Origin of the sequence: Sulfurovum sp. UBA12169 (assembly GCA_002742845.1) — a bacterium.
In the GTDB taxonomy this organism is placed as follows: domain Bacteria; phylum Campylobacterota; class Campylobacteria; order Campylobacterales; family Sulfurovaceae; genus Sulfurovum.
In genome coordinates this window covers 1-20,635 of the sequence record DLUH01000004.1, presented here as the reverse complement: position 1 = coordinate 20,635, position 20,635 = coordinate 1, and the positions used below count along the sequence as shown (strand labels likewise).

Below are 20,635 nucleotides of genomic sequence, written 5' to 3'. Positions count from 1 at the left end.
TGACCAAAATCAAGAAAACAATCAAATTTAATAAGATTGTTGCATCTTTTTATTTTTTTAACTTCTTTTTTTCTTGTGCATAGATCCAAAACATCGGCAAAATAATTACCGTATGCAAAAAGATAGTCAAAGTTAAAGGCCCTTGATTTAGCCAGCCAAAAAAACTTGGCACTATATCTGTAAATGGTTCAAACAACATTTTATACTCCTTATTTTAATAAAGAGGCTTCGGGTGCTTTGTGCCCGAAGCCTGCATCAAGCCACCTATGGATGGCTTTTAGATATACCTTTTATGCTTCAGCTTGTTGTGCCAAGCGAGCTTGCTTGCCGATGGTAAGCAAATCCCACACAAGGTAAACAAACCCCACAAAAGTCACCACCCCCATGATGGTCCTCCATATTTGGGCTTGTATATACCACGGAAGTTCCTGCGCCGCAAAGAAAGCATTCCAGCCTGCGCCAAGCTCAGCTCTTTCAACCAATACCTGCTCGTATCCTGCAATTGTCAATGCTACTGTCATTCCAAGCACACCTGAAACAATCAAAACGATCCCCATTTTTGATTTAAAGGTTGCTTTAAGTGTTTTGATCCCATAAGCTCCCTGCAATCCTAAATACATCATCCCTATCAAGATGGTTGCATAAGCGCCAAAAAATGCAAGGTGGCCGTGCGCCGCAGTAAACTGGGTACCATGGGTATAGATATTTACTTGAGGCAACGTGTGGAAAAATCCCCAGACACCTGCGCCCAAGAAGTTTCCAAATGCATTTGCCACAATCCATGCCATTGCAGGACCGTTTTTCATCACATTTTTATGACCTTCTTGCTCGGCAATCCCCTGCTCTTTGCCCCAATCGTAAAGTACGTGTACAAACATCGCTACCAACGGCACAGGCTCAAGTGCAGAAAAGAGCGCTCCGATTTCCCACCAATATTCAGGCGTACCGATCCAGAAGTAGTGGTGGCCTAACCCTAAAATTCCTGAACCAAAAAGCATCAATACTTCAATCCATAGCCACATCTCAACGATTTCTCGTTTTGCATTGATAATCTTAATAAGTGCATAGGCTGCAAGTGTTCCAACAAAAACTTCCCATGTTGCTTCAACCCATAAGTGGATGACCCACCACCACCAAAACTGATCCATGGAAATATTATCCGTATAAAACATTCCGGCCAAATAAAGACCTGCAAGTGCCATGAGGTTTGCTACCATAACGGTCATAATACCTGTTTTTTGCCCTTTCATAAAAGTTGTAAATACGTTCCAATAAAAAACCAATACCACAACCACAATACCAATGTCTGCCCATCTAGGTGCCTCTAGATATTCACGTCCTTCATTAATCAGCCAAATTGTAGATTCGCTTCCTGAACCCACTTGGACAAAAATATAAACAAGAACTACTATCGTAACTGCTGCGGTAAGTACCCAGAATGCAAGCTTACCCAAGCCTACACCAACTGTTTCTATTCCGGTCTCATCCGGGATCATGTAGTATACTGCTCCCAGCATTGCATAAAGCATCCATACAACCAATGCGTTAATATGTACCATCCTGGCTACAGAAAAGTCAAAAATTTCAAACAAAAAACCAGGCACAATAAACTGTATTGCCGCGATAAGTCCCATAAGAAGCTGTGCGCCAAAAAGCACAATAGCCACCCTGAAATACATCATTCCAAGTTTTTTAGATTCACTTTGTAAATAATTTGATTTAATACTAACGAGCATTAGTGCCTCCTGCTGTGAATTGTTCTACGGTTTTAGAGAAGTTTCTCGGGAAACCGTTCGTGTCAATACTACTCATATGCTTTAAGAAAGCAACCAATCCTTTTGCCTCTTCTGCTGTAATACCAAGATCCGGCATCATTCTTGCATGCGTAGGATACTGTGAAGGGTGCATCAAGAATTCAGCCATCGCTTCTTCTTTTGTATTTTTCCCGGTCATCCCCTGTAAAGGACCGCCCTCTCTCCATGCCGGATCTAGCCAAGCTTTAGTAAGATCGGGCGCATAATATCCGCCGTTACCCAAAAGCGTATGGCAATTCATACAGTTTTTCGCTTGTGAAGTCAATTTTCCAAGATGCAGCAAATCAGCAGCTTCTTGTTCGTTCCACTCTTTTCCAAAAAATAGCTCTTTTTTACCAATAACCGGTACTTCGCTGCCTCTTTTTTCGCTCATTTTATAATCAATCTCATAGTTGATAACCGTTGGTCCGGGTACTCTCTTGGTTATACCATTTTTGAGATCCTCATCTGTTCCCATGCTGATCTGTCCTAGCGTATCAAAACTAAGCCAGATAAGCAGCATGACTGCAAATCCAGTTACCCAAGCAGCTGAACGACGCCAAAATGGTATACTCGTCCATACTGATAAATTTTCCTTATCCATACTTCCTCCTTTGTTTTTTATGGTTGTATCGGTGTTTCTGTATCTTTATATCGCTTTTCTGATTCACTTATAAGATGAAAATATAAGTGGGGAATAAACAGATATGCTGCCATCGTCACCATCAAAACTTTTGTTGTAAAGTGGCTGCTTTGAATTAATACAGAAAGATCGTACAAACAGTAAGTTTGTAATGCCCAAAACAAATATCCAATATTCATCCACTTTTTAGAAAAAAATCCCATTTTTGCTAAAGTAATCAATGCTGCATATCCCACGCCAAACACCAATACAAGAGTAGACTCTATGAAAATAGGAAGGAATTGATCCACCGCTATTTCCGGTCGTACAATTAAGGGTTCCATCAAATGTATCCTTTTAAATATTTGTTTACCGTCTGGCCAATATGGCCTCGAGCACAGTAAATTATGACAGTATATAAGAATAAAACAATTGACATATATCAAGAAAAAGAAGAAAATTAGATTAATTAATGGTTTTATTAAACATTATTGATATATAACCTATATTTATTTGAAAAAGTTATAATAACGGTTTTAAGCGGATTTTGCAAGAGAAGATGTATTTTATTTAACAATACATCTTGCAGAGTGAAAAGGCCTATTATAGCTTGGTGAAACAAAATTGTCTCCCTCTAAAGACCATTCTTGTGATTTCAGAACAGTAACCGACTGGGCTGCTTTTCTGACCATCCGGCTCTCACAAATAATCGGTCGGCCTTTTTCAAAAGCGGCTTTAACTTCTGCCATACGGCTGGTTGTCACAGCATAATGTCCTCCGATTAATAAAGCCAAAACAGGCACAACACCCATGAGACCTTTTTTTAATGCATTTTTTGACACAAACGGACGAGTTCCTACAAACACTGTAACCAATACCACAAACAATGCAAGGATTAAATATCCCCCTTCCAAAATAAAAAACTGTTTCATATCCTCACCTTATTTTCTAAAAATTATTAAAAATGGTAACATACTTTTTATCTGTTCAAATTGATGTTTATCAAGCATTTTTTAGTTAAAAATATCTATACTGATAAATATATTAACATATGCTATATAAAGGAATTTAATGTCAAATTTTAAAAGTTATTTATTTGCTTTCTTAGCTATAGGGTTTATCGCCATAGCTATTTCGGCCTATTTTGAAAGTCAGCCCGAACAAAAAAACAAGCGAATTTACAAAGAGATAAAGAAATACAGCCCCTATTATATAGACAAACGTTTTGGTGGACTGCAAATATTAAGCAAAACCGATAAGGATTTTAAAGAAAAACCAAGTAATGTGGAAATTTTTCGCCAACTCGATACTTTAGAAAAAAAATGGGGAAAAAGTCATCTTAAAATAGAAAATTCTCAATTGCACATTCTTGATGACAAGAATGTGAGTATAGCCGCTATTTTGTTGCAAAACCAAGAAGAACTTCTTTTTATTCAACAATTTTATGGGATTGAACAATGATAGATCTTGTTTTAACCTTAGTTTTTAGTATTGTGATGCTGCTTTTTATGATCTTTCCCGCCATGAAAATAGCAGAATGGTTAAATAAAAAATTTTCATTTCCTGAAAAATGGTACAATATTTTAACTTTTCTGCTTACTGTTCTTCTTTCTCTTTTAGTTGGTATTTTTTTACGATTTGCCTAGTTGATAGTTTTGGAAAAATTTAGTTTTAAAAATATTTTTTTAAAACTTTTTCCAACTCTTCTATCATATTTTTCTTTTGTGATTCGGTCAATTTTGTAGTATCTAAATCCAATTTTATAAATTTAGGCTTAGTAATAAAAAAAACTTCTTGTTTCGCATGCGAAATTTTAATTTTATTGTGGCTTCTAAGTGCTTTTCTGTCTAATTTTTTAGCTACAAAATCGAAATACACCCTCACCTGCTCTTGCGGATCTTTAATCTTTTGTATTTCATAAAGCGATTCAATATCATTAATGGATTTATTTTTTTCTAAGTCTTGAATAATCTCTTCTTCCAAAGAGAGCACTTTAAATACCTTGCTGATATATGATTTCGATTTGCTTAGGGCCTGGCTTAGCTCTTCTAAATTGGTATAGAAATTTTTATCCATAGCCTGCTTTAAAGAAAGAGCAAGTTCCAATGGATCAAGATTATCTCTATGGGTATTTTCCATAATTGCTACTTCGAAAAGTTTTTTTTCTTCTTCTTCTTTGGAAAAATGTGTTGCATCTTCTACAATAGCTTTTATCTTTTCTAGGCCGAGTTCTTTATGCGCAAACCATCTTCTTTGTCCTGCTTTAAGCACAAACTCGCCTTTTGACGTTCTGATAACAGCTATAGGTTGTATAAGCCCGTGTTCTTTTATAGAGGACATAAGATCTTGAAGTTCTTGGTTGTTGATAGAAATTCGTGGCTGCATAGGATTATTTATAATTTTATTAACATCTATTTCCAAAAACTCTTGTCCATCTATTTGTTTCGCATGCGAAACTTTTGTATCATTGGTTTGAAGATGTGCATCTTCGCCTGCGGCCAATATCATTGCTGCATTTATCTTACGTTTGGCCATCTTTTATCCTTTTCTCTTTATCTCTTTAATTAACTGTTTTATCTCTTTTTTTGCTTTGCTTTTTTCCAATTCTGTCACCCCTCTGCCTTCCTCCATGGTTCTATAAAAATCTGCTCTGTGCGCGATAATCGTATCCATAAGACTGAAATGCTTTAGGTTGTCTACCAAATCCTCTATAACTGAAAAATCTTTTGCACTCGGATTAACATCATTGAGTAAAATATTTGCCTTGATATGTGTTTTCATTTTTTTTGAAAGTTCTTCCAAAATCTGATGAAACTTATAAAGTCCTGCCATTTCCGTTACACGATCAACAGCAGGGGTGATGATAAGATCAGAAATATAAAGTGCGGCCCTGTTAAGGTTTGAGTCAAACCCTCCTACATCAATAATAATATTTTTTTCTTCCGGCCAATTATCCATAAATTCTACAAATGATTGCGGAGATTCGGGCTGAATAATTTTTAATGATTTATATCCATTTATTTTTCTAAGGTTGTTTGTGTAGACCAATGTTTTTTGAAAATCTAAATCTATAATGGGTACATTCATGCCGATGGCCAAATGCCATGAAAGTAAACTTTTTCCTACTCCGCCCTTTGAGTGTGCAATGGTAATAATCATACATTCACCTTTTGTTTCGCATGCGAAATTTATTATCAAATAATACTATAATTGGTTTACAATTAGATTATTTCGCATGCGAAACTTTTTTATTTTGTCTGCCCAGAAAAGCGCCATTTTATTGGCTCCTCACACTATAGTCAAGGAAAACAAAAAATAAATAAGGGTGTTGACACATATTGCATAGTACAATATACTCATGAAAACAGATAATCAACAACTCACCCTTTTTAATGTTGTGGAAAAAATAGAGAGCAGTACGTCAACTATCACTGAATTGCGTATTCCAATTTTTTCTCCCGTACAGAAACTTTCAGGAAATTCTGTGACCGCCAGAGAATTCAAAAATAACGGAGGAATCAGAACAATTCATACAAGCTGGGGCAAAGTCGAAATAAGAGGTCGAAAACTCTTGACTCAGGTTCATAGGGATTTACTCGATTGTATCTATACGCATGCGGCAAAAATTATTCCACTGCCTACTGAAGAGGTTGTAATCATCTTCAGTCAGACAAAAATACTCAAAGAGTATAGCGGAGAAGAAAAAAGCAACTCTTGGGAAAAACAGACAAAATGGCTTAGGGATAAAATCAAAGAAATCCGTGATATTACTATCAATTATGTAAATACGAAAGGAGATTCTTTTGACTTTAATTTGATTTCTCATTTGGACTATCTAGAAGAGCACAAAGCCTATTCAATTACATTAGATAAGCGATATTTAAAATTTTATGAAAGAGAACTTTCTATTAACTACAAAAAAGAGTTGCCAAAACTACTTAAAGTCGATTCTGCTTTAACCAAGGCTATCATTCGTTGGTTCTTTACGCATAAAAAAGAATCACGGTTTAAACTGTTGACTGTTTTGGATGCGCTTGGGTTTCCTACTGATTCTCCAAAATCTTTGCAGGTTGCAAAAAGAGAGCTCAGGTACAGAGTAGGGGAGTTACAATCGTTTGGAATTGACTATAGCCAAAATGATGAAATGTTTTATTATCTTGGTAATTCCGGAGTCGGCTTTATTCCTTCTTTATTTAATTACTCAAGTATTCCTCTTGTTGAATCAGAAAAGCCTACAATAAATATTACAACAAAAGATCTGATCGGCGAAGCTATTTTGTTTGATGGAAATAAAGTTTTGTTAAAAAATATTTCGTATGAGAGTGAAGGCGCATTTGTATGTGCAGCTTATGTTGAGACTGATGATCAAAAAAATTTTAGAATCGTTAATAAAAATCAACTTAATTCAGAAGAATTTGAAACGGAAGTTATATTGTACTTAGAGTCTCTCTTGTATAAAGAGTGATTAAAATCACACTCTTTATACAAGAATCTTAATGTTCTTGTATAAAGAGTCTTATAATCTTAGAAAAACTCTAATATTGCTTCCAAAACCCTCTAAAATAGCTGCTTTTTACCTCTAATATTACTTCCGTATACTCTAATATTGCTTCCAAAACCCTCTAATATTAGCTCCGCGTTTGCTATAAAAATGCCATAATCCCCCCAATATTACTTCCACGCCATAGATATCAGCTTTAAAAAATATGAAAGTTTTTTAAAAAAGGTACGAAAATTTTCAATGATAAGGATAAAAATACCCTGTAAATAGCAAAAACTCCCCTATAGACTCTAATATTGCTTCCAAAATATACTTTTTACCTCTAAGATTGCTTCCGCAAGCACAATTATGATCCCCCCAATATTACTTCCAGAAGAATAGTAAACTCCTCTAATATTACTTCCAGAAGAATAGTAAACTCCTCTAATATTACTTCTTTTGTACTCTAATATTACTTCTTTTGACAAAAAGGATGCTATGAAATTTTAGTCTTGCTATGTAATGCAAAAAGAGCTAGAATGGGCAAAAAGACTATCATATGAAGAAGATAAGATGCAACAATTGATATATAGCGAAGCTTTTGAAAGAGCAGTTTTAAGTACAATCATTTATGAGCCTGTGATATTTAAAGACGTACTGGATACAGGAATAAAAAGCGAAGATTTTTATGTTCCTTTTCATCGGGCGCTTTTTGATGCATTAGGCCATCTTTACGAAAATAGCATCATAGAAGAAGCCCTCATTAAAGAGTATTTAGGCAAAGCATTTGATGAATCCGGAATGTTAGAAATATTGGCCGCACTTCCGGTTTCGAATATTCATTTTTATATAGAGAAAATGAAAGAGTATTCCCGCTTAAGGCAGTTTAAACAACTTGCTCATAAGATTTTGCAAAGTGTAGATCAAGAGAAGAATTTTGATGAAATTTTACATCTTGTCCATAAGGAGATAGAAAAAGCAGAAGAAGGAAGCAGGGAGCTTTTTAAAATTGTTTCTTTCGGAGAGATACAGGCAGAAGATGCAGAGTTTGTTTGCAAAAGTTGGTTGCCGTTTCCCAAGGACACCGTTTCTTTGGTAAGTGCAGGAGGGGGAGTGGGAAAATCGTTTTTGCTTTTGCAGGCAGCCATGAGAATGGTAAGAGATGAGAGGCTTAAGGTATTTATGTGGTTGAGCGAAGATCCTTTGGGGTTATCGAGATCCCGCTTTGAAATGATAGCCAAGCAAATTTTGGAAACAGATGTTTCTGTCTTTGAAAAAAATTTGCATATAGTAGGAGCAGATGCAGAAACAATACATTTTTTAGAAGAGAACAGGGGGAGTATATCCACCAGCAGTAAATTTTATCAGTTTAAACGAGCACTGAGTGCTTATGATGTAATTATTCTTGACCCGCTTATAGCGATGTTTGGTGCGGATGAAAATAATAATGCTCATGCACGAATGTTTATTAATCTGTTTACCAGATGGGCCACCAAAGAAAAGAAAACGATTATTTTCATTCATCATGGGACTAAAAACTCATCGCAGAGCAGAGGGGCAAGTGCCTTTGTTGACGCAGTAAGGCTAGTTTATCGGGTAGAGCATATCAAAAATGACAAAAATGAAATCAGCGAAGAGGAAAACAGATATATTATTTTAGACAAAGACAATAATGGCGCCAAAAAATATTTGGGCGCCGGTAAAGTAAAAAGGCAGATATTTTCAAAAAAGACAAAGAGTATGATAGAGATCGAATACGAATAGATGATGAAAATTCCAACCAGGTGCGATGTAATTTATCCAATCATCTTCTTTGGCACAAGAAAATAATCGGTTTATGTTTTAGAGTATTGCTTCTTTATTTTTTACAGTCCAGATAAATAGGATAGGAATAAAAATCAAAGTCATGAGTGTTCCTATAATAAGACCCCCAATGGCTACTGCTCCCAATGGTGCAAGCCGTTCAAGTCCTATGGCCGCACCCTGGGCGATAGGCAGCATTCCCACCGATACGGAAAGAGCTGTCATTAGAACCGGTCTGGTGCGGATTCTAATGGATTCTAGCATCGCTTTTGTTTTGTCTACCCCCTCTTTCATCTGCTCAAGTGCAAAATGTATCAATAAAATAGCATTATTTACAATGATTCCAGAAAGCAAGATAAATCCCATCATCGAAGGCATGGAGACGTGATAATTCATGCCCAGCATTGTCCATGAAGCACCAATGATTGTCAGGGGGATAGAAAAGATAATCATTAAAGAGATTTTTATACTGCTAAACATGATAATAAGAGTCAAAAATATCAATACAATTGCCACAGAGATTGCCCCAATCATTCTTTCTGCAGAGGCTTTAAAGTGTTTAATGTCACCTATTTGCTCAAGTTCTATATCCTTTGGCAAAGCTACATCTTCAAGCTGTTTTTCAAAATTTGCCATAACATGCGAAATGGCCTCTTTTTCTCTGTGACCATAGATTTCAAGCGTATAGTTAAGTCCTTCTCTGGTAATAATGGTAGGCTCTTTTGTCTTGGCAAGGGTGGCTACTTTATGTAAGGGTATCTTTCCTTCGGGGGTGTCTATATATAAGGAAAGAACTTTGTCAAGGGTGTTGATTTGTTCTTTTGGAAGCCAAACCCTTACACCGTAGTCCACATGATTGCTTTTAGAAAAAGTAGCGACTGTGGCACCTCTGAGGGCGGTTTGTATTTGGTGTGCTATTTCAGAAGAGGTTAGTCTGTATTTCAATGCCTGAGCTTCATCTATGAGAAGATTGTAGACGGTTTTATCCATATCCCATGTTGCAGAAGTAGAAACTATTCCTTGCGTTTTTTGTAAGGCTTCTTCTACTTTGGCGCCTGTGCGGTGCAGCATATCAAAATTCGATCCGCTCAGCATGGCATTGACACTTGCGCGTATGCTGGCAAGTCCGGTTGCTCCGTAGGGGGAGATATCAACATCTTTTACATACGGGATTTGTACGATTTCTTTGCGCAATGCATTAGATATCTCCCAGATAGTTTTGTCTCTTTGGTGCCTGTCTATATAAGTTGCTACGATAGAGAGATGCTCTGTCCCGCTTCCGCTTCCGATGCTGAGTATTCCTGCCTCGCTTCCAATGCTTCCAGAAACTCTTAAAAGTTTGCCCTGTTTTTGGATTATTTTGTTTGTCTCTCTCATAATCACTTCACTTTTTTCTATAGGAAGATTTGCGTCTGTGGTGATTTTGATGTTTACAGCACCCGTATCCATAGGAGGCATGAGTTCTTGGCCTACAACGGGCATAACAAATTTAACAGATGCGAAGAAAAGTCCAAGCAGGAGGACAAAATAAACTATTCCTACACTTTTGCGTGTGACAGCCGTTTGTACAATAGAAGAAAAAAAAGTATGAATCATTTGGTTGGCTTGACCCGTAACCCTATGAAAACCATTTTCTATTTTTAGGATAAACCTGTTTTGGATTGTTAAAATATAAAGAGACAACAAGGGTACTGCTATAATAGAGACGACATAAGAAGCTAAAAGTGCCAAAAGCAACGTTCCTACAAGCGGAGCAAAAACCGTTTGGGGATATCCGCCGACAAAAAGCATAGGCGCAAGAGCGATCATCGTCGTGATAGAGCCGCTTAAATCTGCAAACATAATTTCTTTGGTTCCATCAAAAACAGCATCGTGAATGGGCTTGTTGAGTTCTTTATAGTGTCGCTCTATGTTTTCAACTACTACGACGGTGTCATCCAGCAAAAGTCCAAGAGCCAAAATGATTGCAGTGAGTGTGATGACGTTGAAGTCTATCCCTGTCAGCCACATTAAAGCAATGGTTGAAGCATAAACCAACGGAATGGTGACCAAAACAACTAAAATTTGGCGAAAACTTGCAAGAAATAAAAAAACAACAAGTGTTGACATCACTATGGCATCACGAAGAGATTCGAGCATATTTTGTGTACTTTGGGCGATGGTTTCTTTTTGCGTATCTGATATTTCAAAATTGATTTGCGGATATTTTGTTTTAAATTTTTCAATCAGCTGCTCTGCTTTTTCGATTGTTGTGATAACATCCGCACTGATAGAGCGTTGTACCGATAAGGCTATTGCCTCTTTCCCGTTTCCAAAATATGAAGCGCTATTTTCATAGTGGCCAAAATAAATCTCTGCCACATCAGCAAGTTTGAGATCAGGTGAAAGAGGGAGGAGTTTGAGTGTTTCTACCTGTTTTCTTTTGCCTTGGGATTTGATCAGATAGCGATGTTCATCGTTGCTCATAAATCCAATTGCATACTCTTTGTCGCTTTTTTGGATAGCAGCAAGAACTTCCCCTAAAGAAAGATGAAGGCTGTCGAGTTTCTTTTTGTCTATAATAATTTGCAGCTCTTTTTGATAGCCGCCAAAAATATCGACATTGGCAACACCTTTTGTTTTTAGCAGTGTATGCTTGATGTCCCCGCTTGCTAAATCGCGGATATCCTCTAGGTTTATATTTTTGTTTTTAGGCGACATGGCAACCACAAGCACGGGAGCAGTTGCTTCGGTGATTTTTATGATTTGCGGTTCTTGAATGTCCGAAGGGAGTTTGGCGCGTATTTTCGAAAGGGCGTTGGCTACGTCGTTTACCGCGGTATCGATATTTTTACTGTATTCAAACTCTGCACGAATGACCGTCACTTCATCGATCGTATTGGAGTAGGCGCGCCTGATTTCATCAAGTGCATAAAGTTCTTCTTCTACCGTGACGGCGATATTGCTTGCTATACTTTTAGCTGAAGCGCCGGGCTCTACAATCACCAGGGCAACTTCAGGATAGTTGGAATTTGGAAAAAGGTTGCGATGAATCTTTCCGTATCCCATTATGCCGGAAAAAACAAAAAGAGCCAAAAAAGAAAAAATGATATAGGGTTTTTTGAGGATTTTTTCTATCCAGCTGCTTGATGGTTTACTCATGAACTGTTCCTGAAATATTTATTTTTCCGTAAAAGGGCAATTGCCCCAGTTTGGACTCATTTGCCTGGGCGACCGGCGTATGAGGACAAGGCTCAACAAGGGATTCGTTGTTGTTTTGCATCAACAGCTTAATCGGCATTGCTGTAAAACTACCTTCTGTATAGGCCATGATGAAGTTGCCCTCTTTGTTGTGTACAATGGTATCATTTGGCAGAATGCAGCCTTGGGATTCTTCTTTAAGCACCTCGACAGTGAGTGTGCTCCCCGAGGGAAGAGAGAGGGAGGGGGTGTTTCCTGTTTCTGCTCGCATTAAACCATTTTGTGCCGTGGTATAGATAGTTTTTATTTCACCCACTTTTTCTTTGCCGACAAATACTTTTTGCTCTTCTTTAACAGGAACATTTCCCGGAGCGTAAGAAAATACTAGCTTTTTCTCTCCGTTGCTCAGGCTAAGGATCGGCTTCCCTGCGATTGCCAAATCCCCCTCATGGAGCATAATTGCATCGACCACTCCGTTAAAAGGGGCAAGAATTTGCAAATAAGAGAGCTGATGGTTCAACCGGATAATTTTTTGTTTCGTGTTGGCAGCAATAGCCTCTTTGTTTTGCATGGTAACGCGGGAAATATCAACCTGTTCTCGTGCCAATCCGCCAACCTTATACAATTTGACATTGCGGTCATAGATACTTTTAGCCAGGGATGCATCACTTTTTTGCTGGGCATGGGTTGTTTCAAGTCCGTCAATCTCGGAGCGCAACTCCTTATCGTCGATACGGACAAGTAGATCGCCTTTGTGTATTTTTTGTGATTCTTTTACTGTGATATGCTCTATATATCCTGACAGTTTGGTGGAAAGCATAATGCTTTTGTCTGCCTCGATATGTGCTAAATAGGAAACTTTGTTTTGGAGGGTTCCTTGTCTTGGTTCAATAAGATTGATGCCGATCTCTTCTTTCTGAGGCAAGGAAGCATTGGCAATCTGTGCTTTTCTTTCTTGCAGTACGTTTTTTCCTTTTATTAGAAGTCCTGCGATGAGTACAATAGCGATAATGGCTATGGCGGTTTTTTTATTCATTGTGTACCCCTGTTTCCATAATATATTCCAAATAATAGATATTTTTTTGATACTCAAATTTGCTTTGAATGAGTTGCGCGTGCGCAAGATGCGTTCTGCTTCTTGCCAAAAGAAGATCATTGAGTGTTGAGACTCCGTTTTGATAGCGAACCTTTTCTATAGTTTCACTCTCTTTTAAAAGTGTTATTTGAGCGCTGTTGCTACTATACTCCTCATACCCCTGATTGATTTTTTCAATACTCTCGATAAGCATTTTTTTTAAATCAAGTCTTGCCTGTTCTTTTTCAAGGGTCGCCTCCATTTTGGCTATTTTGGCTTTTTGCACCTCTATTTTTCGTTTTCCAAAATCCATAACATTCCATTTTATATTGACGCCGACCTGCCAAAGCGTTTCATTGTCCCAATCGCTAAGTGTTTCGTCTTTCCCGTAGTTTTTGCCAACATAGCTTGAAAGATTGATTTGGGGAAGCGCGGATGATTTATTTTTCTCTACGGTTTTGTCTGCTTTTTTGACTTCCATATCTTTGATCTCTATTTTTGCAAGATGCAAGGCATTGTCTAAAAGCATATCTGCATTGTAGCGAGGCTTTTTTATGTTGATGTGCAAAGGAGAAACAGAGACGATTTGATCCATGCCTACAAGCGATGCAAGCGTTGCTTTGGTGATAGTGATATTGCTTTGAAAGATCTCTTCTTGGGTTTGCGATGCACGCAGATCAGACTGTGCTTTTATCAGATCTATTTTGGCTTTTTTCCCCAATTCTACTTCGTAGGCAATTTGAGATTTAAGTTTTTTAAGAGCTTGCGTATAGGTGTGTTGTGCATTTTTGATCTCTTGTTGTGCTAAGATCGCCAGATAAAGCGATTTGATATTGTAAACAAGCTGTTCTTGTGTTAGTTTGTGTTTGATGTGTGCTATTTGCTTCCCAAGCGCCTGTATCTGAATTTGTCTGGTTTGTTCAAATCCTGTAAATAAAGGGACGCTGTAAGTCAAGCCCCCCGAAAAAAGGTCTTCGGTTGTTGCAATAGGCGTTCCGCTGCCGATGGCAGACGGGGTAAGCGGTGCAAGGGTCCTTGGAGTATTGTAATGCACGAAGTCTCCCACTAAATCCAGCGAGCCGTATTGCTCAATTTGGCTTTGCTGATGCAGCAGTTGAGCCTGTTGTGTTTGCAGTCTGCTTTGTTCTATTGCGGTGTTTTGTTTGAGACCCAAGTCGACGAGCTCTTGCATTGTAGCGCCTAGCAGAGGCATGCTTATTACAAGCAAATAGATGATACGCACCATGTTATACTCCTTTGCGCAGGAGTATAGCCGGTCAATATAGACTCAATATGAATTACAACCGTTCGCTTCCGTACCGGATGATATCTATGCCGTATTTTTTTCGTATTTTAAGCATATGCGCCGAAAGATCAGCATATTTTTTGTCTTTGTCGTACTCTAAAACGGAAAATGTCTTGGGGTGAGGTTTGGTAGAAAAATTTGATGCACTGATGGCAATGTAATGAATTTTGTATCCCAAATGATTATCCAGTTTTGAGATTGTCTCGACAGCCAAATCGACCAAAAATTTTTCATTAAAAAACCTATCGCAGGTAACGGATTGAGCACTTTTCAGACCATATTCGTATCTGATTTTAAAATAAAATGTCGTTGGGTTGAGTTTGAGTTTTTGTATAGCATGGCTTAGGTATCTAGCAAGGATCATCGTTCTCCTGCGAACCTCTCGTCTATCGGAGACGGCCTTGAAATTTCTGCCGATTCCTATACTCCGTCTGTCGCTGTAGGGTATTACTTTTTCATTGTCAATCCCGCAAATTCTTTTGTAAAGATCTCTTCCTGTTTTGCCGTAGGATTCAAAAAGTTGCGGTTTGGTTTTGGCTTCACCAAGTGTTTTAACGCCATAGGAGGCCAGTTTTTTTGATACAGCTTTTCCAATGCCGGGAAAATCATTGATAGTGATATGCTCTATAAACCTATCGGCATCATTTTGTGACAACGCTTTGGCACCAAACGGTTTTATTTTATCTGTGATCAGTTTAGCAATCCATTTTGATTGGCTTGCGCCTATGGTAATAGGCAAATTAAACTTTTGCAGTATTTCACTTTTGAGGTTTTTAATAAACGCTTCTGTATCCTCATCTTTTATCCAGCCGTCTAAATCGCCAAAAAATTCATCGATAGAATACTGTTCAAGCAGGGGAATTTTAAGTTCCAAAAATGATTTCAGTTTGCCCGACAGCTCTTGATAGAATAGATGATCGCTCGGCAGCACTATGAGCTCTGGGCACCGCAGTAGCGCTTCTTTAAGCGGCATCCCTGTTTTGATTCCGTAAGGTTTCGTTTCATAGCTTTTGGCAATGACAATGCCGTGAATGGTTCCGTCCTCATCAATAAACTCATTTTTCCAGGCGGATACAGGAGAGCGATGCCAAAAATCATTTTTAAATCCCAGCATCGAATTAAAAGCCCCTGTTTTATCTAAAAAGACACCATCTTTTTTTCTGTCTGAAAATATTTTTTTGTCACTTCCTTTTGCTACGGCAACACACCGGTTTTTCAAAAAAGGATATCTTGTTCTTTCTGCCGATACAAAATAGCAATCCAAATCCAAGTGAATTTTCATCAAAACTCCTTTCTTTTGTGTTTTATTGAATGAACAAAACTATAACTAAAGTAGAAACTATTTATAAAATAGTTGATACAATGTCAATTATTTGCGGGAAGCAGAGAAAAAGATAGTTATACATTATCATAATTATGAGGTTTTAAAATATAATATGGGCGCTGAAATAGAGGCTGTTATAGAAAAAATAAAAGATGTTATCAGTTCTGAGCTGCCTAACAAAAAAGTTTTTGACAAAGATGTGGCAGCAGTCTTAGGGTTGTCCAAAGAATCATTAAGCCACCTCAAAAAAAGAGGCGCAATTCCCTATGAGCAGATAGCTATTTTTTGTGCAAAGAGAAAAATATCGATCAATTGGATGCTTTTTGATCAGTTTCCTCAATTGCTTGAAGAGGAAACTGAAAAATATGCAAAGATTAAGTATTTTTCAAATATAAATGCAAGCGCAGGAGGAGGAGCTTTTAATTTTGAAGAAAATTATGAGATGCTTGGCATTGATAAAGTTTTTTTGGATTCTCTCTACAAAACAAAGCAGCCAAACCCTTCTCATGTGGCAGCACTTAATGTAACAGGGGACTCAATGGAACCTACGCTGCATGACAGAGAAATCATTCTTTTTGATACGGCGGCTTGCGATATTTCTAAAGGAGGTGTGTTTGTAGTTTTTACCAATGCCGGACTTTTTGTAAAAAGAATAGCTCTTATGATCGACGGCAGTATCGAATTGATAAGCGATAACAAAAACTACAACAGTGAACGGATAAGCAGCGAAGAGCTTTTGGAGCTGCATCTTGTCGGTCGGGTGATCGGAAAAGTTTCGCTTATATAAACGGTGTGATCTTTCACTTGAATGAGAAATGTTTTAAATGTACAAAAAAGGAAACTAGTGAAAAAAATAATATTGATTATAGCAGGACTTGTAATAGCAGCAGCCGGTATTGTGCTGGGGATCAATCTTTTAACCAGCGATTTTGACAAAGGGATGAAGGCCTATGAAGACAAAGAGTATCAAAGCGCCGTAGAGTTTTTTAGCAAAGCATGTGAGAAAACAGATATTCGCGGGTGCAGCAAGCTCGGTTTTATGTATGAAGCTGCAGAGGGTGTCAAGCAAGACAAGCAAAAAGCTAAGGGGCTTTACGCTAAAGCCTGTGAAGGAGGGGACGCTTTTGGGTGCGGAAAGCTTGGCGCTATGTATGAATCAGCGCAAGACAAAGAGCAAGACAAGCAAAAAGCCAAAGAGCTTTACGCTAAAGCCTGTGAGGGGGGGGATTCTTTTGGGTGCGCAAGACTGGGAAGTATGTATGACATGGGAGAAAATGTAAAACAAGATAGAGCCAAAGCAGCGGAGTGTTTTGCCAAAGCCTGTGAAGGCGGGGATGCATTTGGATGCGGCAAACTCGGCAATATGTATGCGTGGGGAGAGAGTGTGAAGCAAGACAAACCAAAAGCAGCAGAACTCTATGCTAAGGCCTGCGAAAGCGGAGAGGAAGAGTGGTGTGTTCTGCTTGGATTGATGTATCAGTACGGAGAAGGGGCAGAGCAGGATAAAAATAAGGCGGCAGAACTTTTTGACAAGGCCTGTGAAGGCGGGAATGCCGAAGGGTGCGAATGGAGCAAAAAATTAAAGGAGCCAAAAGCGCAAGAATAGACGAGGCAAAAAGAGCTGTTTAGTGCCCCCATCTATAGTTCGCAATCGCCCGCATACGGGTGATTGCGCAGTCTTATTGCACAGATTGTGCAAAATTCTTCTCTACGGAGAGCGGATCTTTGGAGAGTCCTTCTTTGATCATTTGTGAAAAACCATCAGGATAAATTTCATAATTTTTATTTTCATATTCTTTAAAAACTCCATTTACAATGTCTTGCGGTTTTGATTTTTCCATCTCCTGATCTTTTGACATATTGGTGTCGATAGGTCCTGCCAAAACTTCATAAACTTCAATCTGTCTTGAAGCAAGTTCGGCCCGCATTGCCTGCGTTAAAGAGTGCAGGGCACTTTTTGAGGCACAATATAAGCCGTTAACGGGAAGATTTACCAATGCCAAGATCGAACTGACGTTGATGATCGCGCCTTCTTTTGCTATTTTATGATTGAGTGTTCGACAGACGTTGAGTGTGCCAAAGACATTAACCTCAAAATCAATAGCCGATTCTTCAAATACTTTTTTTGAACTATTGACGCCTGCATTGTTGATCAAAATATCGATAGCTTCGATAGTTGAAGCCAGTTTTTTAATCTGCTCTTTGTCGGTAATGTCCAAGCTGCATAATTCAATGGCGTTGCTTTTGTTTTTTAGATCTTCAAGTGCAGCGATATCTTTTGCGCAGCAGTAAATTTTTTTTGCATGGTTTTTAATGGCATATTCTACAAATGCTCTTCCCAGTCCGCCATTTGCTCCGGTGATTAGAATAATTTTATTTTCAAGATTCATAGTGTTCCTTTTTTTCTAGATTGGAATAAATTTTTTTTAGCAGCACAAGAAGCGTTTTGTACTCTTCTTGTGTAAAACCTCTGGCTAAAAGCCGATTGAATGCTGCGGATATCGGAATGATTTTTTCTGTCAGCGTGATTGCCTCATCAGTAGGATACAGATTGATAATCCTTCTGTCAAAGTCGTTTGAAACCCTTTGGATTAAACCCTTTTTTTCAAGTCTATCGATGCTTCTAGTGATGTTTGCCTGATCTTTATAGGTAGAATCAGACAGCTCTTTTTGTGTAAGGCCTTTTTTTTCTACAACCCGAAACAGCAAAGACCACTGTTCAGGAGAGATATCAAATTTTTTGATTTGTTGGCTGAAGTTTGCTTTTGAAAGCAAAGAGGTCTTGTTCAAGATAAACCCCAATGAATTGTCCATGTCAAATTTCATTTCAATTCCCCTCCTTTTTTTACACCATTATAGAAAGTTTTTAAATACTTGTCAAGACAAGAATCTAAAAACTTCTAAATATGTTAAAATTAAATCTGTAAACAATAAACAATAAACAAAAGAGAGATCATGGCGATTGATATCAGTAATTTAGCCCAAGAGAACCATCACTATGCAATCCATTTGGCAACTTATGAAAATATCATAAGCTATAAAGACGGTTTTTTCTCGCTTCAAAAATATGAATTAAAAGAGCCGCACTTGGCGGTAGATTTTTATAGAAATATTGCTTTGGCGTGTGAGCTCCTTTTTAAAGCCGCGCTGCTTAAGCATCACATCAATTTTTTTAAACGACGTGAGAATTGTGAGTATGGAGAAAAGGTCACTGCCTTAAAAAATGAGTGGCTTGACACCAATCTTAAAGACCTTCATATTTCTTATATTTCACAGATCAACACGGGAACAGCCTCAAGCGCGTTAAAGGCAGCCGAGGCATCTTTTGAGAAGCTGTGCATAGACAAAGAGAAGTTTCAATTTATAGCCAAAGCATTCTATCTTATCATACGCACCAGGAGAAACAGAAACAGTCATTTCTTTTTTCCCAATATGGCGCGCTTTGATATTTCGGAAGCGGAGATGATCTATCTGCCTCTTTTAAATATTCTTGACAATATGTATGAAAATAGCGATACAAAAAAATTATAGTTCTTGTATCTCATTTTTCAGGGTGCAGCCGGTATGCGGGCAGCCATTATTTTTTGATCAGTTCCACTCTTCTATTTTTTGCTTTTCCCTCATCGGTATCGTTTGTTGCTACAGGAGAAAGAGGACCAACCCCATGCCCGGAAAGTCTTTTTGCGTTGATTTTGTAGTCTGAAGCAAGAGATTTGACAACAGACTGAGCCCTTTTTTGCGACAGATTCATATTGTGCTGAAACGTACCTGTACTATCAGTATGCCCGACGATATAAAGCGACAATGCAGGATTGCCGTTTAGCAGCTTTGCTATCTCATCAAGAACGGGTTTTGATTGGGGTTTGATATCCGACTTGTCTACATCGAAGTATATTCCGTAGAGCGCGATATGTCCTGCCGTGTTTATTTCTTTTGACATGGTTTCAGCATTGACGCTCACCATCGCTTCTTGCATAGGAATCGTTTCAAGAATTTCAAGGAGCGCGGTGACTTTTTTGGATGCCCATTTTGGTTCGCTTTGGTCATTGGATGCAACATAAAGCGATACAAAAACATCGCCTTCAGGGCGGGTCAGTTTGGCCACCAGCAGACGTTGTTCTGAAGGCATTGCAAAAATCGTTGAAAGATCACGTGAATTTTTCAATGCTCTTTGGGGCGCCCATATAGCTTGATGGAAAAGCGTACCGCACTCATCGTCGCCCGCACAAGTAAATAAAATCTCAAAACCCGCTTTTTCAAGCTCTAATGCATAGTTTTTATATACTTCAAGCGTAGAGCGTTTGGGAGGTATCAGATAAAGAAGACGCGTAAGCTTCCCTTCTTCCTTCTGACTCTTAAGGTAGGCCACGTTGTTGTTAAGAACGGCTTTCCCAAGGGGCAGCGTCAATTCTCCGTATTCTTGAAACGCGTATCCGACAATCACCGAATCTTTATATTTGGATATCATAGGATGGTTTTGACTTCCGGGAATGTCTTTTTGTCCGGTTTGCGCTATAACAAAATTCAAACAGAATATGGTTAACAGTATCAATATTTTATGCATGGTTCTTTCCTATAGTTTTTCAATTACTTTTTTTGCGATCGATGTTTCAATCTCTAAATGTTTTTGCTCGTCTTTGTTTCCAAAGCCAAGCCCTACAACGATATGGATGAGGACCCCTTTGTTTTTTACCAGAACATGAAGCCCTGCGCCTGCTTTAAGCCCGCTCCCTCCGTAATAAGCCTCGTCGCCTAGATTCGGTACGGATTGAACATTTTCTATATACTGCTTGTTATTTTCAAACTGTTGGGCTGTTTGCATCGTTTTTGCTTCGGCATCTGACGTGATGGAAAGCTGGACGAACTGCATATTGGTTTCATTCGCATCCCAAAAGCATCTTCTTGTCCCAAGAGGATTTGCAGCTTTATCGTCCTGCAGGGTTATGGTGATGTTTGCAGCGGGAAATACGCTTTGTATCTCTTTTGTAGTCAACAGTTGGCAGGGATTGTAAATTTTGGCAGAAGCATTTTGCGCGTATGCCAAAAAAGAGA

Annotated in this window: 21 protein-coding genes; 7 read left to right on the top strand and 14 right to left on the bottom strand. The window is 38.3% G+C overall.

All coding sequences use genetic code 11. The features are described 5' to 3' along the window. Positions 1-290: 290 nt before the first annotated feature. The 4 genes from CFH81_04450 to CFH81_04435 form a co-directional block, all read right to left on the bottom strand. Entirely contained in the window at positions 291-1,724 is a 1,434-nt protein-coding gene (locus CFH81_04450) for a nitric-oxide reductase (GenBank protein DAB40580.1), read from the bottom strand. 1 nt (position 1,725) lies between these two features. Continuing rightward, positions 1,726-2,397: a cytochrome C gene (locus CFH81_04445; GenBank protein DAB40496.1), complete on the bottom strand. Its 672-nt coding sequence runs from the start codon at positions 2,395-2,397 to the stop codon at positions 1,726-1,728. A gap of 17 nt (positions 2,398-2,414) precedes the next feature. Further along, positions 2,415-2,759, bottom strand: coding sequence for a hypothetical protein (locus tag CFH81_04440; GenBank protein DAB40495.1), 345 nt, complete (start codon positions 2,757-2,759; stop codon positions 2,415-2,417). A 222-nt stretch (positions 2,760-2,981) separates the two neighbouring features. After that, the gene (locus CFH81_04435) at positions 2,982-3,347 is read right to left on the bottom strand and encodes a hypothetical protein (protein ID DAB40494.1); all 366 of its coding nucleotides are present in this window, start codon (positions 3,345-3,347) and stop codon (positions 2,982-2,984) included. Between the two features lie 139 nt (positions 3,348-3,486). On the opposite strand from CFH81_04435, the gene CFH81_04430 reads away from it, so the two are divergent. Together CFH81_04430 and CFH81_04425 are read left to right on the top strand one after the other, a co-directional pair. Beyond that, the gene (locus CFH81_04430; protein DAB40493.1) at positions 3,487-3,876 is read left to right on the top strand and encodes a hypothetical protein; all 390 of its coding nucleotides are present in this window, start codon (positions 3,487-3,489) and stop codon (positions 3,874-3,876) included. Next, the gene (locus tag CFH81_04425; GenBank protein ID DAB40492.1) at positions 3,873-4,061 is read left to right on the top strand and encodes a hypothetical protein; all 189 of its coding nucleotides are present in this window, start codon (positions 3,873-3,875) and stop codon (positions 4,059-4,061) included. The genes CFH81_04430 and CFH81_04425 overlap by 4 nt, the downstream gene beginning before the upstream one ends. 25 nt (positions 4,062-4,086) lie before the next feature. Here the strand turns inward: CFH81_04425 and CFH81_04420 are convergent, their stop codons facing one another. Continuing rightward, entirely contained in the window at positions 4,087-4,950 is an 864-nt protein-coding gene (locus CFH81_04420; protein ID DAB40491.1) for a hypothetical protein, read from the bottom strand. A gap of 3 nt (positions 4,951-4,953) precedes the next feature. Next, complete coding sequence (locus tag CFH81_04415; protein ID DAB40490.1) at positions 4,954-5,574, bottom strand: plasmid partitioning protein; 621 nt, start codon at positions 5,572-5,574, stop codon at positions 4,954-4,956. A 199-nt stretch (positions 5,575-5,773) separates the two neighbouring features. On the opposite strand from CFH81_04415, the gene CFH81_04410 reads away from it, so the two are divergent. Together CFH81_04410 and CFH81_04405 are read left to right on the top strand one after the other, a co-directional pair. Next, a complete protein-coding gene (locus CFH81_04410; protein DAB40489.1) occupies positions 5,774-6,880 on the top strand; it encodes a hypothetical protein in 1,107 nt (368 codons plus the stop codon). Positions 6,881-7,417: 537 nt separating this feature from the next. Further along, complete coding sequence (locus tag CFH81_04405; GenBank protein DAB40488.1) at positions 7,418-8,659, top strand: helicase DnaB; 1,242 nt, start codon at positions 7,418-7,420, stop codon at positions 8,657-8,659. A gap of 78 nt (positions 8,660-8,737) precedes the next feature. Here CFH81_04405 and CFH81_04400 read toward each other — a convergent pair whose 3' ends face one another. From CFH81_04400 to CFH81_04385, 4 genes are read right to left on the bottom strand one after another with little or no spacing between them, the layout of a single operon-like run. Further along, the gene (locus CFH81_04400; GenBank protein DAB40487.1) at positions 8,738-11,839 is read right to left on the bottom strand and encodes an acriflavin resistance protein; all 3,102 of its coding nucleotides are present in this window, start codon (positions 11,837-11,839) and stop codon (positions 8,738-8,740) included. Beyond that, complete coding sequence (locus tag CFH81_04395; protein ID DAB40486.1) at positions 11,832-13,034, bottom strand: hypothetical protein; 1,203 nt, start codon at positions 13,032-13,034, stop codon at positions 11,832-11,834. The genes CFH81_04400 and CFH81_04395 overlap by 8 nt, the downstream gene beginning before the upstream one ends. Next, positions 12,907-14,199 carry a hypothetical protein gene (locus CFH81_04390; protein DAB40485.1) on the bottom strand — a complete coding sequence of 431 codons (1,293 nt, stop codon included), beginning with the start codon at positions 14,197-14,199 and terminating at the stop codon, positions 12,907-12,909. The genes CFH81_04395 and CFH81_04390 overlap by 128 nt, the downstream gene beginning before the upstream one ends. Positions 14,200-14,251: 52 nt before the next feature. Next, the gene (locus CFH81_04385) at positions 14,252-15,541 is read right to left on the bottom strand and encodes a DNA polymerase IV (GenBank protein DAB40484.1); all 1,290 of its coding nucleotides are present in this window, start codon (positions 15,539-15,541) and stop codon (positions 14,252-14,254) included. A 154-nt stretch (positions 15,542-15,695) separates the two neighbouring features. On the opposite strand from CFH81_04385, the gene CFH81_04380 reads away from it, so the two are divergent. After that, on the top strand, positions 15,696-16,370 hold the full coding sequence (locus tag CFH81_04380) for a phage repressor protein (protein DAB40483.1): 675 nt from the start codon (positions 15,696-15,698) through the stop codon (positions 16,368-16,370). 21 nt (positions 16,371-16,391) lie between these two features. Next, positions 16,392-17,189, top strand: coding sequence for a hypothetical protein (locus CFH81_04375; GenBank protein ID DAB40482.1), 798 nt, complete (start codon positions 16,392-16,394; stop codon positions 17,187-17,189). Between the two features lie 73 nt (positions 17,190-17,262). Here CFH81_04375 and CFH81_04370 read toward each other — a convergent pair whose 3' ends face one another. Both CFH81_04370 and CFH81_04365 read right to left on the bottom strand, forming a co-directional pair. Beyond that, positions 17,263-17,973, bottom strand: a complete 711-nt coding sequence (locus CFH81_04370) for a short-chain dehydrogenase (GenBank protein ID DAB40481.1) — start codon at positions 17,971-17,973, stop codon at positions 17,263-17,265. Continuing rightward, entirely contained in the window at positions 17,963-18,409 is a 447-nt protein-coding gene (locus tag CFH81_04365) for a MarR family transcriptional regulator (protein DAB40480.1), read from the bottom strand. The genes CFH81_04370 and CFH81_04365 overlap by 11 nt, the downstream gene beginning before the upstream one ends. A gap of 129 nt (positions 18,410-18,538) precedes the next feature. Between CFH81_04365 and CFH81_04360 the strand changes: the two genes are divergently transcribed. Beyond that, positions 18,539-19,114: a hypothetical protein gene (locus CFH81_04360; protein ID DAB40479.1), complete on the top strand. Its 576-nt coding sequence runs from the start codon at positions 18,539-18,541 to the stop codon at positions 19,112-19,114. 46 nt (positions 19,115-19,160) lie between these two features. Here CFH81_04360 and CFH81_04355 read toward each other — a convergent pair whose 3' ends face one another. Both CFH81_04355 and CFH81_04350 read right to left on the bottom strand, forming a co-directional pair. After that, positions 19,161-20,147: a hypothetical protein gene (locus tag CFH81_04355; GenBank protein DAB40478.1), complete on the bottom strand. Its 987-nt coding sequence runs from the start codon at positions 20,145-20,147 to the stop codon at positions 19,161-19,163. A gap of 9 nt (positions 20,148-20,156) precedes the next feature. Next, positions 20,157-20,635: hypothetical protein (locus CFH81_04350; GenBank protein DAB40477.1), on the bottom strand; the 479-nt coding region annotated here is incomplete at its 5' end.

What these genes read in the sequence shown, in the direction of transcription:
- CFH81_04445 (DAB40496.1), bottom strand. Translation starts at nt 2,397, where the DNA reads ATGGATAAGGAAAATTTATCAGTATGGACGAGTATACCATTTTGGCGT.
- CFH81_04440 (DAB40495.1), bottom strand. Translation starts at nt 2,759, where the DNA reads ATGGAACCCTTAATTGTACGACCGGAAATAGCGGTGGATCAATTCCTT.
- CFH81_04435 (DAB40494.1), bottom strand. Translation starts at nt 3,347, where the DNA reads ATGAAACAGTTTTTTATTTTGGAAGGGGGATATTTAATCCTTGCATTG.
- CFH81_04430 (DAB40493.1), top strand. Translation starts at nt 3,487, where the DNA reads ATGTCAAATTTTAAAAGTTATTTATTTGCTTTCTTAGCTATAGGGTTT.
- CFH81_04425 (DAB40492.1), top strand. Translation starts at nt 3,873, where the DNA reads ATGATAGATCTTGTTTTAACCTTAGTTTTTAGTATTGTGATGCTGCTT.
- CFH81_04420 (DAB40491.1), bottom strand. Translation starts at nt 4,950, where the DNA reads ATGGCCAAACGTAAGATAAATGCAGCAATGATATTGGCCGCAGGCGAA.
- CFH81_04415 (DAB40490.1), bottom strand. Translation starts at nt 5,574, where the DNA reads ATGATTATTACCATTGCACACTCAAAGGGCGGAGTAGGAAAAAGTTTA.
- CFH81_04410 (DAB40489.1), top strand. Translation starts at nt 5,774, where the DNA reads ATGAAAACAGATAATCAACAACTCACCCTTTTTAATGTTGTGGAAAAA.
- CFH81_04405 (DAB40488.1), top strand. Translation starts at nt 7,418, where the DNA reads ATGCAAAAAGAGCTAGAATGGGCAAAAAGACTATCATATGAAGAAGAT.
- CFH81_04400 (DAB40487.1), bottom strand. Translation starts at nt 11,839, where the DNA reads ATGAGTAAACCATCAAGCAGCTGGATAGAAAAAATCCTCAAAAAACCC.
- CFH81_04395 (DAB40486.1), bottom strand. Translation starts at nt 13,034, where the DNA reads ATGATCTTCTTTTGGCAAGAAGCAGAACGCATCTTGCGCACGCGCAAC.
- CFH81_04390 (DAB40485.1), bottom strand. Translation starts at nt 14,199, where the DNA reads ATGGTGCGTATCATCTATTTGCTTGTAATAAGCATGCCTCTGCTAGGC.
- CFH81_04385 (DAB40484.1), bottom strand. Translation starts at nt 15,541, where the DNA reads ATGAAAATTCACTTGGATTTGGATTGCTATTTTGTATCGGCAGAAAGA.
- CFH81_04380 (DAB40483.1), top strand. Translation starts at nt 15,696, where the DNA reads ATGGGCGCTGAAATAGAGGCTGTTATAGAAAAAATAAAAGATGTTATC.
- CFH81_04375 (DAB40482.1), top strand. Translation starts at nt 16,392, where the DNA reads ATGAGAAATGTTTTAAATGTACAAAAAAGGAAACTAGTGAAAAAAATA.
- CFH81_04370 (DAB40481.1), bottom strand. Translation starts at nt 17,973, where the DNA reads ATGAATCTTGAAAATAAAATTATTCTAATCACCGGAGCAAATGGCGGA.
- CFH81_04365 (DAB40480.1), bottom strand. Translation starts at nt 18,409, where the DNA reads ATGAAATTTGACATGGACAATTCATTGGGGTTTATCTTGAACAAGACC.
- CFH81_04360 (DAB40479.1), top strand. Translation starts at nt 18,539, where the DNA reads ATGGCGATTGATATCAGTAATTTAGCCCAAGAGAACCATCACTATGCA.
- CFH81_04355 (DAB40478.1), bottom strand. Translation starts at nt 20,147, where the DNA reads ATGCATAAAATATTGATACTGTTAACCATATTCTGTTTGAATTTTGTT.